The organism is Rheinheimera gaetbuli, assembly GCF_054781935.1.
The window spans coordinates 170,169-185,800 of record NZ_BAAGTL010000024.1 but is presented as its reverse complement, the minus strand read 5'-3'; the positions used below and the strand labels follow the sequence as shown (position 1 = coordinate 185,800).

Sequence of the window (15,632 nt, the reverse complement as noted above, 5' to 3'; positions counted from 1 at the left end):
AGATGCGCATTAAGCTGGCTCAGCAGATTTTTGTGCTAAATACGCTGTGGGTAATAATCACTTTGACTGCTTTTGCCATATTAATCAACTTGTCCTGGTGGCAGCTAAACCGTGCCGCTGATAAAACTGCCCAATTAGCGCGGGTTGCACAACTTCAGGCCGCGGGTGCGTTGCAACCGTCGCAATTAACCAGCTTGTCTGCCACAGATATTGACGCTGCACCGTTAAAAGGCCAGGGGCGTTGGTTAGCCCCCTATATTTGGCTACTAGACAATCAGATTGTGCAGGGCCGGGTGGGTTATGACGTGATTATACCGGTGCAGGCAGAGGGTTTGGTCCAGCCTTTATTGGTGAATTTAGGTTGGCTTGCTGCACCGCAGCGGCGCGACAGCTTGCCAGAAGTGGCAATAACACCACAGATTGCACTTGATGGCCTGCTACGCACTAAAGTTGATGGCTTATTGTTGCTCGGTCAAAATGCTGAAGATAGTGGTCAATGGCCTATGCGTATTCAACAAGTGAATTATGCGCAGTTATCAAAGCACAGTGCACTGTCACTTTATCCCGCCCTGCTGTATCAACAAAACGAGAGTGAATTTATACCGCATTATCAACCGGTCGTGTTGTCGCCGGAAAAACACCGTGGTTATGCGTTGCAATGGTTTTTTTTGGGTATCGCCGTATTGGGTGTTGCGCTGGCGGCCAGTCATCAGGGAAAAGCAAATTATGAATAAGAAAAAATTTCTGTGGTTATTTGTGCTGTGCAGCGCCTTACCTTTACTGGCGGCTAAACTGGTATTGGAGTTTGGCTGGTTTAATCGTGGTGTATCGAGCCACGGGCAGTGGCAGCAAGCAGAAGTGTTTTTATTGGCCGCGACGGCTGAGAAAGCCCATTGGCGAGTTGGTGTGATACCAGCGGATGAATGTGCAGCTCAATGTCTTGCTGCTTTACATACAGTGCAACAGCTGTATGTTGGACTTGGCCGCAAGCAAGCACAGGTGCAACCGGTTTTTATCAGTACGCAGCAAGCGGCAACCGAATTTACCGCTTTTACCCAGCAGCCTGCCATATCAGCTGTACCACCAGAGTTGCATAACAAGATATTGCTGATAGATCAGCAAGGATTGGTGCTGCTTAGCTACCCGATGCCAGCCGCGAGTGCTGATATGGCCGGAACGGCCAAGGCTATCCGTCAGGATTTACTTAAATTACTTAACTATGACAGGACCAGCGTATGAGAACACAACAGTGGCTGGCGACTATCGCTATTTTTCTTACTATGGCTGTGATTTTGTTGGGCGCCTACACCAGGCTCACTGATGCTGGCCTAGGTTGTCCGGATTGGCCAGGCTGTTATGGTTTTTTAAAAGTGCCGCATAAGGAGCATCATGTTGCCGCTGCGATGGAAGCGTTTCCAGAGCGGCCGTTAGAGCCGCACAAAGCCTGGAATGAAATGATCCACCGCTATTTTGCCGGTAGTTTGGGGCTGTTGATTGCAGCGATGTTTTTTATTGCCGTATTTCGTCGGCAGCACAACAAATTATTGCCGTCGGCGCTGTTGGCTCTGGTGGTCTTTCAGGCGGCGTTGGGCATGTGGACAGTAACGCTGAATTTGCTGCCGCTAGTAGTAATGGGGCATTTACTTGGTGGTTTTAGCTTGCTCTGTTTTCTGGCAGTGTATTGGCTGCGCCTGCACCCACAGCACCGGGTAGTGCAGCCGCAACCAGTATCGTTAAAACCACTGGCGCTGCTAGCAATAGTTGTACTGGTTGGCCAAATTGCGTTGGGCGGCTGGACAGCTGCAAACTATGCCGCTTTGGCCTGTATAGAGTTGCCAATTTGTGAATCGGGTTGGCAGCAACGGCTGAATATTAGTGAGGCGTTTGACTTGCATTTGGGGCACGACGATTATGAATTTGGCGTGATGTCAGCAGAAGCCAGGCAAACTGTGCATGTGTTCCATCGTTTCGGGGCTGTGCTAACGTTGGCAGTATTAGCCGCGTTTTTATGGCAGCTATGGCGTAGCGCCACAGACGGCCGTTTGCGTAAACTGGCATTGGCAGCTGCAGCGCTGTTGGCAGCGCAGTTCACGCTGGGGGTGTTGAACGTGGCGCTGCATTTGCCACTAGGTAACGCCGTAGCGCACAACTTTGTCGCCGCTAACCTGTTAATGCTATTAGTGATTATTTATATGCAGTTGCGCACCACGCGCAGCAAGGAGGCGCTATGAGTGCAGCAATTAAGCCTAAGGCGTTGCTAGCCAGCAGCCGTGATTATCTCGAGCTTACCAAACCCAAGGTGGTTGCTTTACTTGTGCTGACAGCCTGGGTTGGCATGATGCTGGCTCAGCCCGGTTTACCAGATTTATTGGCCTTGTTCGCTGCCACCTTAGGTATAGGCTTGTTATCGGCCGCAGCGGCGGCAGTTAATCATGTGGTGGATCAACGTATCGATGCCCAAATGGCGCGTACATACAGCCGACCGGTAGCAAAAGGCCGTATTAGCCCGGTGCAGGCGGCTAGTTTTGCCCTTGCACTGGCGGTAACCGGTTTTGTTATCCTGTATGCTTTTGTCAATGCGTTAACGGCCTGGTTAACGCTAGCCAGCTTGTTTGGTTATGCCGTGGTATACACCATGTTTTTAAAGCGTGCAACGCCGCAGAATATTGTCATCGGTGGCCTGGCAGGTGCTATGCCACCTTTACTTGGCTGGGCAGCCATGACCGGCGATATACATGGTCATGCACTGCTGCTAGTGATGATTATTTTTACCTGGACGCCGCCACATTTCTGGGCACTGGCGATACATCGTCGCGATGACTATGCCAGGGTAAATATGCCGATGCTGCCGGTAACCCATGGTATTGAATTTACTAAGAGCGTGATTTGCCTTTATACCGTATTACTGTTTTTAGTATGTTTGATGCCGTATCTTGTGGGTATGACAGGTGCTATTTATCTGCTGGGCAGTGCATTACTGAACCTTAGGTTTATGCAATATGCCTGGAAACTAAAGCTGCAAAGCGACAACAGTTCGGCAATGGCTACGTTTAAGTTCTCCATCGTTCATTTGATGGTATTATTTCTGCTTCTGCTGGTGGATCATTATTTTAAGGTGGCGCCAATCTATGTTTCGTAATCTGGCTTCTTTGTTATTAGTTGCAGCTGCGCTGGCTGGCGGGGTGTTGCTATATCAGTGGTCGCAAGTAAGCGCAGAGCCCAAGCTGGCGCTGGTGTATCCGCAGCCCAGAGTGCTGGCCGACTTTCAGCTGACAGATCAACATGGCGAAGAGGTCAGCCGTGAGCGCCTTTACGGTCAGTGGACACTGGCTTTTGTCGGCTACACCTATTGTCCGGATATTTGCCCGTTGACGCTTGCCAAGCTGGCGGGCTTACAACCGGAACTGGCAACCCGGGTTAGTGAACCGTTAAAAGTCTGGTTTATTTCGGTTGATCCCAAACGTGACAGTACGCAAAAGCTTAATGACTACGTTAGCTATTTTAATCAGCCAAACGTGTTGGGTATGACAGCAGGCCATGATCAGCTGTTTCCATTTGTACGCCAACTAGGCTTAATGTATGCACTAAGCAGCAGTACTGACACTGATTATCTGGTTGATCATAGCGCCTCAGTAGTACTTATTAACCCGCAGGGCCAGCTGGTCGCAATGTTTAAACCACCACTTGAAGCGGGCAAACTGCCAGTGCTGGATACTGAGCAAATGCTGGCTGATTTTCCTTTAGTGTTAGCCAAACTTAAGGCTGGTTAAGCCAGGGCTGCGAGTACCAATAAAAATAGCCTTTTTTACTTTGCGATGGCGCGGTGCAGTTATAGCGACTGCGGCCAATCGTTAAAGGTGTGGACGCGGTTACCCTAAAGGTATTGTCGTTCAGCCACTCAGGTTTGAGTACTTCTGCGCCAGCAAAGCATTGTAGTTGTCCACGGTTAAAGTCTGTGACTTGCAATGACAGTGTTAGCTGAGGCGGATTAGCGCCGTTTAACAGCGGGTCAACGCCGTGATAGTCAGTAATATTAAACGCCAGTGTACGTAGTTTTTGCGCCAAATCTTTCAAATCAGCATAGCGGCCTGCCGCCGGAAAGCGTGGCAACCGGGTAAGGGCACTGTTGTTATTGACGGCGCCGGAATGCTGGCCAATGCCTATAAAACCCATTTTGCTGACCAGCTGCTCCAGCGGTGCGCTGTATTCACCATATGGATAGGCCAACCATTGGTGACGCTGGCCGGTTACTTGTTCAATTTTATCTTCGGCAGCAAGAATGCTTTGCTCCATCCGCGCCAGCCAGTGTTGCTCAGTCTCATTTACTGCGGGTTTTGCCATATGCTCGTGCCACATTGCATGGTTGGCAACCAACACCCCGTCGTCTGACATCTGTTTTATTTGTTGCCAGTTGAGTAAGGGACCATCGCCTTTGTCGATACTGCCCGGGCTGATAAAAATGGTATAGGGGTAACCAAACTGCTGCAGGATTGGGTGGGCGGTAGTGAAGTTATTTTCGTAGCTGTCATCGAAAGTAATCACTACGGCATTATCTGCCACTGGTGTGCCATCGCGCAGCTGCTTAATCAGCAAATCAAGGCCTATTACCTGAAAGTTGTTGTCTTTGAAGTACTGCAGATGACCACGCAGTTCATCAGCAGTAACGCTGCTAACCCGTGGCGTATCGCTGGCAACATGATGATAAATCAGCATAACGGCAGCTTGCGCTGATAGTGTCATGCTGAACACAAGAGTGCAAAACGACAACAGTAGCTTCATGGTCAAATACCCGCCAGTGGTTAAAACAAGGCTGTTTTATAACACAGGCGGGCAGGAAACGCAGCAGTAGTCAGGGTGCAGAACTGGCAGCAACTTAATAATAAGAGTGTTCGCCACGCTGGTGCTCGGTGATATCGCGCACTCCGGATAACTCGCCACTAAAGCGGTTCAGCAGTTCTTTCTCGATACCTTCTTTCAGCGTTAAATCGACCTGAGAGCAACCATTACAACCACCACCAAACTGCAGTATAGCCACACCGTCGGTAGTCAGCTCCATTACACTCACCCGGCCACCATGGTTGGCCAACTGCGGATTAATTTCGCTGTCGATAACGTATTGCACCCGTTCCATTAATGAGGCGTCGTCGCTCACCTTGCGTACTTTGGCGTTCGGCGCTTTTAGTGTTAACTGGGATCCCATCTGATCGGTAACAAAATCTATTTCTGCGTCAACTAAAAATGGCTGACTTTCTGCGTCAACCACCGCATCAAAGCCATCAAAGTTTAGCAGTAAGTCGGTATCTTCTACTGCATCGGGTGGGCAGTAAGATACGCCACACTCGGCCTGCGCCGTGCCCGGGTTAACCACAAACACGCGAATGTGGGTGCCAGAGGGTTGTTTTGCCAGCAACTTGGCAAAGTGCTGTTGTGCCTGTTCGAAAATCCTAATCATAAGAGTACCTGACTAAATTACTAGGTTAATGACTATGATACTCTTCCCGTTGCCGCCTTGCCAGCCCCGCTTGAGTTTTGCCTCAGTTCTGGCTAACGTAGCCGCAGCAAAGGGGAATGACAACAATGAAAAAATATCTTGTACTGGTTCTACTGTTTATCAGTTACCACGTTAGTGCTGAAACTAAGTATGTGCCGGAAGTAAAAAATTCAACCCTGCCTACACCGCAGCAGGTATTGGGGTTTAATGTAGGGCAATGGCATGCGCGGCATGATCAAATCGAACGCTATTTTGAGTTGTTGGCGCAACATAGCAGCCGCGCTCAGCTCGAGGTAATAGGTTACAGCCACGAGCAACGGCCGTTGTTACAGTTAGTTATCTCCGCTGAAAAAAACCTGCAGCAGCTGGAGCAAATACGGCAGCAGCATTTGGCAGCAGCCCGGCAAGGCAAAGAGCGTGCTGAAAATGCGCCGGTGATTATCTGGTTGGGGTATAGTGTACATGGTAATGAACCCAGTGGTGCTAACGCTGCCTTATTACTAGCGCATTACCTGGCCGCAGCACAAACAGACGAAGTGCGTAACTGGCTGGATAACGCCGTTATTTTGCTGCAGCCGGTGCTAAATCCGGATGGCCATGATCGCTTTGCATTATGGGCCAATATGCACAGAGGTGCCGCGCCGGTGGCGGACCCACAGCATCGCGAGCACAATGAACCCTGGCCAAATGGCCGGCCGAATCACTATTGGTTTGATTTAAATCGTGATTGGCTGCTGCTGCAACATCCGGAAAGCCGGGCCCGTATCGCGCAATATCAACAGTGGCTACCCAATGTAGTGGGCGATTACCATGAGATGGGTACCAACAGCAGCTACTTTTTTCAGCCGGGCATTCCCAGTCGTAACTATCCGCTGACACCAAAACGTAATTTCGAGCTGACCAGTGCGATAGCACAGTTCCATGCTGCAGCATTTGACCAACAAGGCCAGCTGTACTACACCGAGGAAAGTTTTGATGATTTTTATGTTGGCAAGGGTTCAACTTATCCGGATGTGCAGGGTAGCGTCGGTATTTTGTTTGAGCAGGCCAGCAGCCGTGGGCACTTGCAAGACAGCATCAATGGTCCGCTTAGCTTTGCAACAACAGTGCAGAACCAGCTGACTGCTTCGCTATCAACCATTCGCGGCTCGGTAGCCAAACGCGCCGAACTATTAAGTTACCAGCAGGAATTTTATCGCACCGCGTTGCAGCAGGCCAAAGCCAGTAGGGTAAAAGGCTACATGTTGACAGAAACAGCGGATCAAAGCCGGTTGGCCGCGTTGCTGGACCTGTTGCAACGTCATCATATTACCGTACATCAGCTAAATAGAGACTGGCAGGACGACAATAACAATTATCCTGCAACCACCAGCTACTATGTGCCTTTGCAGCAGCCACAATACCGGTTGATTAAGGCGATGTTTAGCACGGAGAAAAATTTTAATGACAATACCTTCTATGATGTATCCGCCTGGACCTTGCCATACGCTTACAATATTGCATTTACGCCATTAAATCGTGAGCCTGCCTCCTCGGCACTAAGCGATAGCTGGCCACAACCAGTCAAGGTTCAACCGTTGACAACAGGCGCCTATGCCTATGCTTTTAATTGGCAAGATCAACAAGCGCCGTTATTGCTGCAGGCGCTGTTGCAAGAGAAGTTGGTAATGCGTGTGGCCCTTGGGGATTTTACTGCCAAAACATCTGGCGGCCAGGTAGCATTGCAGCGTGGTGCTATGGTTGTAGCGGCAGGTCTGCAAACCGAATCGGATTGGTTTGCCCGTTTGCAGCGTCAGCAGCAGCGCTTCAATTTACCCGTTGTTGCCATTAGCAGCGGTCTGACAGTAAGCGGCAGTGATCTGGGCAGTCATCAGTTTGCACCGGTACATCTGCCAAAAGTATTGCTGGTAGCCGGGCCTGGTGTCAGTTCTACCGAGGCTGGAGAAGTCTGGTACAACCTGGAGCGACTGGCCGGAATTTCGCCGTCGATGGCCGAGCCTGAGCGTTTAGCTGCATTGAACCTTAGCCGATACACTCATATTATTTTGCCTGATGGCAATTACAGCCGCTGGCAGGACGCCGAAGTTGCAGCGCTACGAGGTTGGGCAGAACAAGGTGGTGTATTGTGGGGGCACAAACGCGGTGCCGCCTGGTTGGCAAAAAGTGGCTTGCTGTCGGCTGGGGTATGGCAAGGTGAGGAAATGACCAGCCTGATCCCGTCAGATAATCTGAGTTATAAAGATAAAGAACTGCTATCTGGCAAGCAACGCATTGCTGGTGCTATTTATCAGGCAGAGCTGGATCTGTCGCACCCGCTGACTTTTGGTCTGACACGAGACACTTTGCCGGTGTTCAAAAATAGCACTCTCTTACTGCAGCCGGCAAACGTGCCCTTTGTTAATGTCGCGCTATACAGCAGTGCGCCACAACTGGCCGGTTACACCGCGCCAGAGTATGTGCCGCGCATCAGCCAATCTGCTGTGCTGCTGGCACATAATCTGGGTAAAGGCAGAGTCATTGCTATGACAGACAATCCGGTATTCCGTGGTTACTTTTACGGCTCTAGCCGTTTGCTAGTCAACGCGTTGTATCTGGGGCATAGTTTTAACACTAAAGCCGACTAAGTTAACGCTGTCACCGCCACTGTCCAAAGACTGATTTGTCTGACACCGTGGCGGCGCAGCAAACGACAAACTTCATTGGCGGTAGCACCGGTGGTTACCACATCATCCACCAGTGCCAGATGTAACGGCAGATTGCTGTAGCTTTTCAACGTAAAACTCTGACGTAAATTACGTTGGCGCTGTTTTCGGCTTAAACCGACCTGCGGTGGCAGACGGCGGCTTTTTTGCAATATATGCAGCAGTGGCAGCTGTAGTTGGCTGGCGGCAGTCTGCGCTAATAACTGGGCCTGGTTGTAACCGCGTTTGCGCTGTCGGGAAGGATGCATAGGCACGTAGACAATAGCGTCAGGTAAGCGCTGACCAGCACTGTGATACTGGGCTAACAGCGCGGAAAATTGTTGCTGCAACAGCTCGCCGGCAGCTTCGTCGTTAGAGAATTTCCAACTTTGTAACCAGTGCCGGTAGGGTTGCTGATACAAGCTGACACTGAGCAATTGATCAAAGCGCGGTTTCTTTAGCCCCTGCGCTACCTGCGGTAACCAAAGTAAATTGTAATGACACAGACTGTAAGGCAGCTGTGGCAATGCTTGCTGGCATGCAGTGCAAAGCTGGCATGCCGCACTTTGCACCGGTAAACTACACCACAAACATGACGAGGGCATCAACAGGTGCCAGCCTTGCTGCAACAGACGGATTGCGGAAAAAGGCAAATTAACATCCGTACTAATTAACATTTTAATTACTATGACAGACAAAAGCGTTACCGACAAACCGACCTTGGTGCTTTTACATGGTTGGGGGGTAAATCAGGGCGTATGGCAGAGCATACGCCAACGTCTACCTACAACTACCAATGTGTTAACGCCAGATCTGCCGGGTTTTGGTAACGCGATGCAGTTTCCGCAGCCCTATTCCTTAGAAGCAGTGTGTCAGCAACTAGCGGCGCAGATCCCTGATGGCAGCGCGTTATGTGGCTGGTCATTGGGTGGCTTAATCGCATTGGCGTTGGCTAAACGTTATCCGGCAAAAGTACATAAACTTGCGCTGGTAGCGGCGTCGCCGCGCTTTATGGCGCAGGCAGACTGGCCAGGTATGGCGCCGGCAGTAATGCAGCAGTTTGCCCGTGCACTAAGTGATAACCTGCAGCAAACAATCGAGCGCTTTTTGGCCATACAAGCCATGGGTAGCGACAGCGCAAGAGCTGATACTAAAGCGCTTAAGCAGGCGATTTTGGCTTATCCGCTGGCGCAACCGCAGGCTGTTGCCGCTGCATTGCAATTGCTCACCGACGTTGATTTGCGCTCCGAGTTTACCGCGCTAAAAATGCCGTTGGCTGGTCTGTATGGCCGGCTTGATTCATTGGTGCCGGTAAAGATAGTTGAACACTTGCAGCAACTGCAGCCACAGGGTTGTTTTACCATATTACCGCACGCATCACACGCGCCTTTTATTTCGCATCCGGACGCTTTTTTAGCCTGGCTGCAACAATGGTTAAGTCCTTCTGGTAGCAATAGTATTGTTGGTTAAAACCAATTAACCTAAAGCAATGCTTCCCAAAATGCCGTTTGTGGTTAATAATTAGCCAACAGTGCTAAGGTTAGCGGAGTTGTATTATGAATATTCAATCTGCATCGTATTCCGGTTTACAGGGCTTACAACGAGCCAGCGCCGGCGTTACCGAAGCCACGCTGGATATTAATCGCCAAACGCAGGCCAGCCAGCAGGCGCGGCAAGACGTTAGCCAGCAAAATGTTGCACAGCAGAATGCGGTGCAACAAAATGATACTCAACAAGCTGTCGCAGCCACAGACAACAGTGCTCAGGCTCGTTCGTTGCAAACGCCAGCGCAGCCAGAGTTGACCGACAGTCTGGTACGTTTGAATAGTGAAGAACGCAATGCTCAGGCTAATGTCAGATCCATCCAGACCGCCGATCAGGTGCTGGGTTCTGTGATTGATATTCGCGTTTAGCCGCTATGCTGGTATCAAATTATCCTAATGTCAGTATTAACACTGCCAACCCACCAACAGAGATGGCGCGGCGTGATGCGCTGCGTCGTGATTTATTTGAGCCGGTAAAGGAAACTAATGCGTCTGGTGCAGAAAAGCCAATACTGACGGACGACAAAAGCCGTTCGGCCCCAACTAATAACGGTACAGTGCAACTGTACAATGCCAATGGCAAAGATGCTGAAACGCCTCAGGCAATAGAGGGCCGTGGTGAGCAAGGTTCAGATAAACAAGATGGTGAACCGGGCCAGCAATCGCAGCAAGATAGCAAAGGAAATTCAGAGACAAAACAAAGTGCGCGCCAACAACAGGCTGAACAGCTTGAGCAACAAGAGATACGTGAATTAAGTGCGCGCGATCAGGAAGTAAAAACCCACGAACAAGCCCATGCTGCTGTAGGTGGGCAGTATGCCGGTGCGCCTAGCTATTCGTACGAGCGTGGCCCAGATGGCAAGCAGTATGCCGTAGCGGGTGAAGTGCAAATTGATATTGCACCGGTAGCCGGCGACCCGCAAGCAACGGTGCAAAAGATGCAGCAGGTACGCGCTGCGGCATTGGCACCTGCCGAACCTTCTGCAGCCGACCGTCGCATTGCCGGTGAAGCCCTGCAGCGCCAAATGCAGGCTCAGGCTGAATTGGTGCAGCAAACAACTAAGACAAGTAACACTGATAAAACGCCCGCACAGAGTACTGCCAACGACGGTGCGGCAGCTACAGCTGTCGCTGGCAGTAACGAAAACAGGCGTTTTGCTGAACAGCTAACACAAGCTGACATCAGCTATAGGGTGGCTGAAAACAATGGCAGCAACACTGTCGTATATCAGCAACGTGATACGCTAGCCGAATCGATGCAAATGCAACTGCGCCGCAGCGTTATTGCCGGTTATTATCAAAAGGCAACCGAGCCACAAGTAAAACAATCTTTGCAGCAAATTTAATCCGCTACAGCCCTTCGTTATAAAATCTCAGTCTTTTTCATATAACGTATTGAATAAAAAAGAATAGATTAACAATAGACAATAAAACGGGCAAAAAAAGTGTTCTTACCAGCAGCACGTGATTGTCCATACTACGCGCTTACCTCATGCTGAGAATATTACCAACAGACAATATTGTCTGAAGTACGCTTATGTTTGTTATACAACACAGGAAACAGCCATGACCCGCTGGATGCTCAGTTCTATTCTTGTTTACGTCATTTTTTTTTACGGAGTTGGCTTGCGCGGCGCAGAAATGCCACAGCTAGCGGAGCCTGCAACTAAGGTGCCGCAACCAACTGCAACGCCAGCTGTCTTTGACGATGGCCCCTATGCATTTTTTTACGAAAACGATCAGCAACTTGCGGTAAAATGGCTGTGCAACGATCAGTTGGTAGAAAAAACACAGCCTGTAGAAGACGTTATTCAACCGATATGTGCCTATCCGCAGGCGATTAAGGTGCGACAACATCACTTGCCAGAGCCCACACTGCGCTACAGAGCGGATAAGGTTGCAGCGATAAGTGATGTGCATGGTCAGTATGACATCATGGCCGCACTGCTCAAAGCCAATGCCGTGGTAGATGCTGAGCTAAATTGGTCATTTGGTGCGGGCCATTTAGTGGTGGTGGGGGATGTGATGAACCGTGGCGATAAAGTGACCGAAATCCTCTGGTGGCTATATCAGCTAGAGCAGCAGGCGCACTCTGCCGGTGGCAAGGTGCATTTGTTACTGGGAAACCACGAAACGATGGTGCTTTACAATGACTTGCGTTACATCAACAAGAAGTATCAACAGGTGGCGCAGCAGCTGGGCACCGATTACAGCGGTTTGTACAGTGAGAGCTCAGTGCTGGGACAATGGTTGCGCAGCCGTCCGGTGTTAGCTCAGGTAAACGATATGTTGTTTGTGCACGGCGGTTTGCACCCGGATTATCTGGCCTTGGGTATGACGGTTGCCGAGGTTAACGAGCAATTCCGGCAATCACTGGGCATTGCGCGTGACGAGCTAAAGGGCGTACCGGTGCTTAATTTCTTATATGGTTCTTTAGGACCTTTATGGTATCGCGGTTACTTCCGCCAGGAAAACGCTATTACAGAGCCGCTGCTACAGCAGTTGTTAGCTACGTTAAATGTGAGGCGGATTGTCGTAGGCCATACCTCTATGGATGGTGTCTACTCTCATTTTGATGGCCGCGTTATTTCAGTCGACAGCAACATCAAACTGGGTAAAAGCGGCGAAATATTATTGTGGCAGGCCGGAGCTTTGTGGCGCGGCACTTTATCAGGGCAACAGCTACCAATGCGCACTCTGACTGAGCACATTTCTCAGGCGAATTAATGCTGCGGCTGTGTGATTTCTTTACTGTGGCATTCGTATCGAAACTCTATATCTAATTGATTTTAAAGTAATAGATATTAAATAGAGTTATAACTGGTTAAAAATGGAGCTGGCAGTCATTGCATTGACACACAGCTCAGAGATAAACCTGCTGTCAGTAAACCGGTCGCTTTGCATTACTGCCGGTTTAACGGGCTGATGTCACATCAGCATAGCTGGCAAAGTAGCTTACATTCAGTGACAAGAACTCAGGGATAACAACATGAGCAAGAAAACAGCAGTGGCGCTGGCCATCAAAACAGCATTGCTGGCGGGGGTAGTTAGCAGTGCAGCTTTCAGTACCGCTGGCAATGCACAGCAAAATGCGACAGAGCAAAGCGGGCCAGACAAAGTAGAACGGATTGAAGTAACCGGCTCGCGTATTAAGCGCACTGATTTGGAAGGTGTGGCACCGGTAACTGTTTTCACTGCCGACGATATTGAGCGTAGTGGATTTACCAGTGTTGAAGAGATACTGCAGGCGTCTGTAGCAAACGCCGGCCGCACCATTGAGGGTAATGAAAGCAGCTGGACCCAGGGTGCCAGCACTATTAACCTGCGGGGTATGGGCGCAAACCGTACTTTGGTGCTGATTAATGGTAAGCGGGTGCCGCAATATCCTGCTGCAACCGGTGGTACCACTAACTTTGTTAATACCTCAACCTTCCCGACTAGTGCCGTTGAGCGGGTAGAAATTTTGACCGGTGGTGCATCGGCTATTTATGGGTCTGATGCCGTTGGCGGCGTAGTTAATATTATTCTGAAAAAGTCGTATGACGGCTCGGCACTGGACGTGCGCTATGAAAACCCGCAGCACGGCGGGGCAGACCGGCAAAGAGCCACCCTGACCAGCGGCTTTGAAACGGCATTGGGTCAGACTGTGTTGGTACTGGAATATGCCAACGATGAGATTTTGCGCGCCGGCCAGCGCGATATGACAAAGCTGGGCGGGCCCGATGGCACCGACACGTACAGTTCTACCTCGGCTTATCTGCGTGATTACGACAAAACCTTCCACAATGTCGGCGTATCGGGTTCTAGCGCCAGCTACATAATGGCGAACCAGCAACAATGTGCCGATTTATTTGGTAAAAATGGCATCTGGAATGACGCTGAAAGCCGGTTTAAATGCCGCTATGACACCGTCAGCGACGACGGCCTGCATACCGGTAAAGAAGAATTTAACCTGGTGTTAAGCCAGCATGGTGATTTATCTGATGCGTGGCAATACAGCCTGTTGCTGCAAACCAGTGATAAAACCACCCAACGCGGCAATGGCCAGAAAGGTATCAGCCCAACTTTCTATATGGATGCTGATAACCCGGGTGTGTACAGCTACGATGCCGCAGCGTTTGCAAACGATAAACAGTTTCGTCTGTACCGGCGTTTGGACGATTACGGCCAAATCCGCGATTACACCGGTAAAGAAAAGAACTTTAACGGCTCGGTTGGTGTTAGCGGTGCGGTTGGCGAGTACGAGCTTGAGCTGAACTGGGCCTATGGTAAAAGTTCGTTCGATCGTATTGGCCGCAATCAAATTCGGGCTGACCGCTTACTGGATGTGATCAGTTTCAACTCAGCCGACTCTGCTAACCCAGAGAAATGGTATCCGCTGGATAAAATGACGCCGGATCAGGTGAGTTATCTGTATGCTGAGACGCTGACCTTTGCTGATTCCGGCATGAACCAGTTTTCTGCGGTATTAACCGGCGATATTATCGACTTACCAGCCGGGCCGCTGCAGTTTGCTGCCTCGGCTGAGTGGGCGCGTGACTGGTACTCTGATGTAAAAGATGCTGATACAACAAGTGGTAACCTGATAGGTCAGGGCGGTACCCAAGGGCGCGGTTCACGCAAGCGCTATGCCGCAGCGGGCGAACTGGCAATACCTGTACTGGAGAAAGGGTCTGATTGGGGCGCTCTGGATGCCAGTGTCGCGCTACGTTACGACCATTATGATGATAAATCGAATGTTGGCGGTGCTGTTACACCACAAGCCGGTTTGGTTTACCGGCCAAATGACAGCTGGTTATTGCGCGCCAATATGGGCCGTAGTTTCCGCGCGCCGGATTTACACCGCATGTACGCTGGTGTAAGCCGTTCCTTCGGTGAAACCAGTAAAAGGGTAGACCCTAATCACCCGATTGATATAGATGACAGCTATCAGTCTATCAGTGCCGGCAACCTTGACTTGACCGAGGAAAAGGGTAAATTCTGGAACTTAGGCGTGGTAGCAGAACTGAGCGATAACCTCAGTGCCAGTGTGGATTTTTGGAATATTGAACTGCGTGGTGCTGTGTATACCGAAAGCGTCAGTCGCATATTGGATAACCCGGCATACGACAGAACCGGCACCGCTGCCAACTGTTTCGACTTAGACACGCTGGGTTACATTATGCAGCAACCTGCCGGCCAGGAATACAAAGATGTGCTCTGCGTACGTCGCGGTATTATCAATAGCGCCTATGAGTCGTCACGCGGTATTGACGCTCAGATAAGCTACAACATTGACCTGGATACGTTGGGCAGCCTGAAGCTTACAGCAGAAAGCTCCTACACGCTGAAAAAAGATTATCAGGCGTTTGCCGGCGGTGAGCTGATAGAAGAGACCGAAGACGATTACCTGCCAAAATGGAAAGGTAACCTGGCTGCGCGTTGGAACTGGGGCGATCTGAGCGTGAACCTGGCATGGTATTACCTGGGCACCGGTGAAGGCCGTGACGAGTGGGAGCTGGTAGATGCTGACGGCGAAGACTATGAAGACACCGTTTATAGTAAGCTGGCGCCATTTAAGCGGATTAACCTGAATACCAGTTACCGTTTTAATAGCAGTAATAAACTGACGTTGGGGATAAACAACCTGGCCGACGAAAAGCCGCCGGTGTATGTGCCTGGCCATCCGGAGCGTAATGAACACCCTTATTACCCGACCAGTAATGGCTACAACATTCTCGGGCGGACCTTTTACGCTGCCTATGAGCTGCGTTTTTAACGGTTGAGCAGCTGTTATTGCTAAAGCCCCGCCAAACGGGGCTTTACTATTTTTGCTATATGCCATTGCCGACTGTCTAGCGACCAGTGCATCCGTGTCGCCACTATGTTAACAAAGAGCGCGGTTGCGCTGGCTATTGTGGTAGTATCCTGACGTTA

General features: G+C 50.3%; 14 protein-coding genes. 11 read left to right on the top strand and 3 right to left on the bottom strand.

Features of this window, described 5'->3' with window-relative positions; genetic code table 11:
• The first annotated feature begins 2 nt into the window (after window positions 1–2).
• Genes ACYVIC_RS14605 through ACYVIC_RS14585 form a run of 5 tightly spaced genes read left to right on the top strand, consistent with a single transcriptional unit; the run spans window position 3 to window position 3,770 of the window.
• A complete protein-coding gene (locus ACYVIC_RS14605; protein WP_460861113.1) occupies window positions 3–734 on the top strand; it encodes an SURF1 family protein in 732 nt (243 codons plus the stop codon).
• Entirely contained in the window at window positions 727–1,239 is a 513-nt protein-coding gene (locus ACYVIC_RS14600) for a hypothetical protein (protein ID WP_460861110.1), read from the top strand. Before ACYVIC_RS14605 ends, ACYVIC_RS14600 begins: the two co-directional genes overlap by 8 nt.
• Window positions 1,236–2,231 (top strand): COX15/CtaA family protein, encoded by a 996-nt coding sequence (locus ACYVIC_RS14595; RefSeq protein WP_460861108.1) that lies wholly within the window; start codon window positions 1,236–1,238, stop codon window positions 2,229–2,231. The genes ACYVIC_RS14600 and ACYVIC_RS14595 overlap by 4 nt, the downstream gene beginning before the upstream one ends.
• Window positions 2,228–3,139: a heme o synthase gene (gene cyoE / locus ACYVIC_RS14590; protein WP_460861106.1), complete on the top strand. Its 912-nt coding sequence runs from the start codon at window positions 2,228–2,230 to the stop codon at window positions 3,137–3,139. Before ACYVIC_RS14595 ends, cyoE begins: the two co-directional genes overlap by 4 nt.
• Window positions 3,129–3,770, top strand: coding sequence for an SCO family protein (locus ACYVIC_RS14585; protein WP_460861104.1), 642 nt, complete (start codon window positions 3,129–3,131; stop codon window positions 3,768–3,770). The genes cyoE and ACYVIC_RS14585 overlap by 11 nt, the downstream gene beginning before the upstream one ends.
• Here the strand turns inward: ACYVIC_RS14585 and ACYVIC_RS14580 are convergent.
• Together ACYVIC_RS14580 and nfuA are read right to left on the bottom strand one after the other, a co-directional pair.
• A complete protein-coding gene (locus ACYVIC_RS14580) occupies window positions 3,757–4,740 on the bottom strand; it encodes a polysaccharide deacetylase family protein (protein WP_460861103.1) in 984 nt (327 codons plus the stop codon). The genes ACYVIC_RS14585 and ACYVIC_RS14580 overlap by 14 nt on opposite strands.
• A gap of 133 nt (window positions 4,741–4,873) precedes the next feature.
• Window positions 4,874–5,452, bottom strand: coding sequence for a Fe-S biogenesis protein NfuA (gene nfuA, locus ACYVIC_RS14575; RefSeq protein WP_460861102.1), 579 nt, complete (start codon window positions 5,450–5,452; stop codon window positions 4,874–4,876).
• Between the two features lie 125 nt (window positions 5,453–5,577).
• On the opposite strand from nfuA, the gene ACYVIC_RS14570 reads away from it, so the two are divergent.
• On the top strand, window positions 5,578–8,115 hold the full coding sequence (locus tag ACYVIC_RS14570) for a M14 family zinc carboxypeptidase (RefSeq protein WP_460861100.1): 2,538 nt from the start codon (window positions 5,578–5,580) through the stop codon (window positions 8,113–8,115).
• On the opposite strand, the gene ACYVIC_RS14565 is transcribed toward ACYVIC_RS14570, so the two are convergent.
• Complete coding sequence (locus tag ACYVIC_RS14565) at window positions 8,112–8,825, bottom strand: ComF family protein (protein WP_460861098.1); 714 nt, start codon at window positions 8,823–8,825, stop codon at window positions 8,112–8,114. The two genes, ACYVIC_RS14570 and ACYVIC_RS14565, sit on opposite strands and share 4 nt — an antisense overlap.
• 34 nt (window positions 8,826–8,859) lie before the next feature.
• On the opposite strand from ACYVIC_RS14565, the gene bioH reads away from it, so the two are divergent.
• From bioH to ACYVIC_RS14540, 5 genes are all read left to right on the top strand, one after another.
• The gene (gene bioH, locus ACYVIC_RS14560; protein WP_460861096.1) at window positions 8,860–9,642 is read left to right on the top strand and encodes a pimeloyl-ACP methyl ester esterase BioH; all 783 of its coding nucleotides are present in this window, start codon (window positions 8,860–8,862) and stop codon (window positions 9,640–9,642) included.
• 86 nt (window positions 9,643–9,728) lie between these two features.
• Window positions 9,729–10,085: an excinuclease ATPase subunit gene (locus ACYVIC_RS14555; protein ID WP_460861095.1), complete on the top strand. Its 357-nt coding sequence runs from the start codon at window positions 9,729–9,731 to the stop codon at window positions 10,083–10,085.
• Between the two features lie 5 nt (window positions 10,086–10,090).
• Complete coding sequence (locus ACYVIC_RS14550) at window positions 10,091–11,062, top strand: putative metalloprotease CJM1_0395 family protein (RefSeq protein WP_460861094.1); 972 nt, start codon at window positions 10,091–10,093, stop codon at window positions 11,060–11,062.
• Between the two features lie 220 nt (window positions 11,063–11,282).
• Window positions 11,283–12,443, top strand: a complete 1,161-nt coding sequence (locus ACYVIC_RS14545) for a metallophosphoesterase (RefSeq protein ID WP_460861093.1) — start codon at window positions 11,283–11,285, stop codon at window positions 12,441–12,443.
• A gap of 262 nt (window positions 12,444–12,705) precedes the next feature.
• A complete protein-coding gene (locus ACYVIC_RS14540) occupies window positions 12,706–15,474 on the top strand; it encodes a TonB-dependent receptor domain-containing protein (RefSeq protein WP_460861091.1) in 2,769 nt (922 codons plus the stop codon).
• Window positions 15,475–15,632: the final 158 nt, after the last annotated feature.

Bases quoted from the DNA above. Each gene is read 5' to 3' on its own strand.
- ACYVIC_RS14580 (WP_460861103.1), bottom strand. From the start codon at position 4,740: ATGACACTATCAGCGCAAGCTGCCGTTATGCTGATTTATCATCATGTT.
- ACYVIC_RS14555 (WP_460861095.1), top strand. From the start codon at position 9,729: ATGAATATTCAATCTGCATCGTATTCCGGTTTACAGGGCTTACAACGA.
- ACYVIC_RS14550 (WP_460861094.1), top strand. From the start codon at position 10,091: ATGCTGGTATCAAATTATCCTAATGTCAGTATTAACACTGCCAACCCA.
- ACYVIC_RS14540 (WP_460861091.1), top strand. From the start codon at position 12,706: ATGAGCAAGAAAACAGCAGTGGCGCTGGCCATCAAAACAGCATTGCTG.
- ACYVIC_RS14600 (WP_460861110.1), top strand. From the start codon at position 727: ATGAATAAGAAAAAATTTCTGTGGTTATTTGTGCTGTGCAGCGCCTTA.
- bioH (WP_460861096.1), top strand. From the start codon at position 8,860: ATGACAGACAAAAGCGTTACCGACAAACCGACCTTGGTGCTTTTACAT.
- nfuA (WP_460861102.1), bottom strand. From the start codon at position 5,452: ATGATTAGGATTTTCGAACAGGCACAACAGCACTTTGCCAAGTTGCTG.
- ACYVIC_RS14595 (WP_460861108.1), top strand. From the start codon at position 1,236: ATGAGAACACAACAGTGGCTGGCGACTATCGCTATTTTTCTTACTATG.
- ACYVIC_RS14545 (WP_460861093.1), top strand. From the start codon at position 11,283: ATGACCCGCTGGATGCTCAGTTCTATTCTTGTTTACGTCATTTTTTTT.
- ACYVIC_RS14570 (WP_460861100.1), top strand. From the start codon at position 5,578: ATGAAAAAATATCTTGTACTGGTTCTACTGTTTATCAGTTACCACGTT.
- cyoE (WP_460861106.1), top strand. From the start codon at position 2,228: ATGAGTGCAGCAATTAAGCCTAAGGCGTTGCTAGCCAGCAGCCGTGAT.
- ACYVIC_RS14605 (WP_460861113.1), top strand. From the start codon at position 3: ATGCGCATTAAGCTGGCTCAGCAGATTTTTGTGCTAAATACGCTGTGG.
- ACYVIC_RS14585 (WP_460861104.1), top strand. From the start codon at position 3,129: ATGTTTCGTAATCTGGCTTCTTTGTTATTAGTTGCAGCTGCGCTGGCT.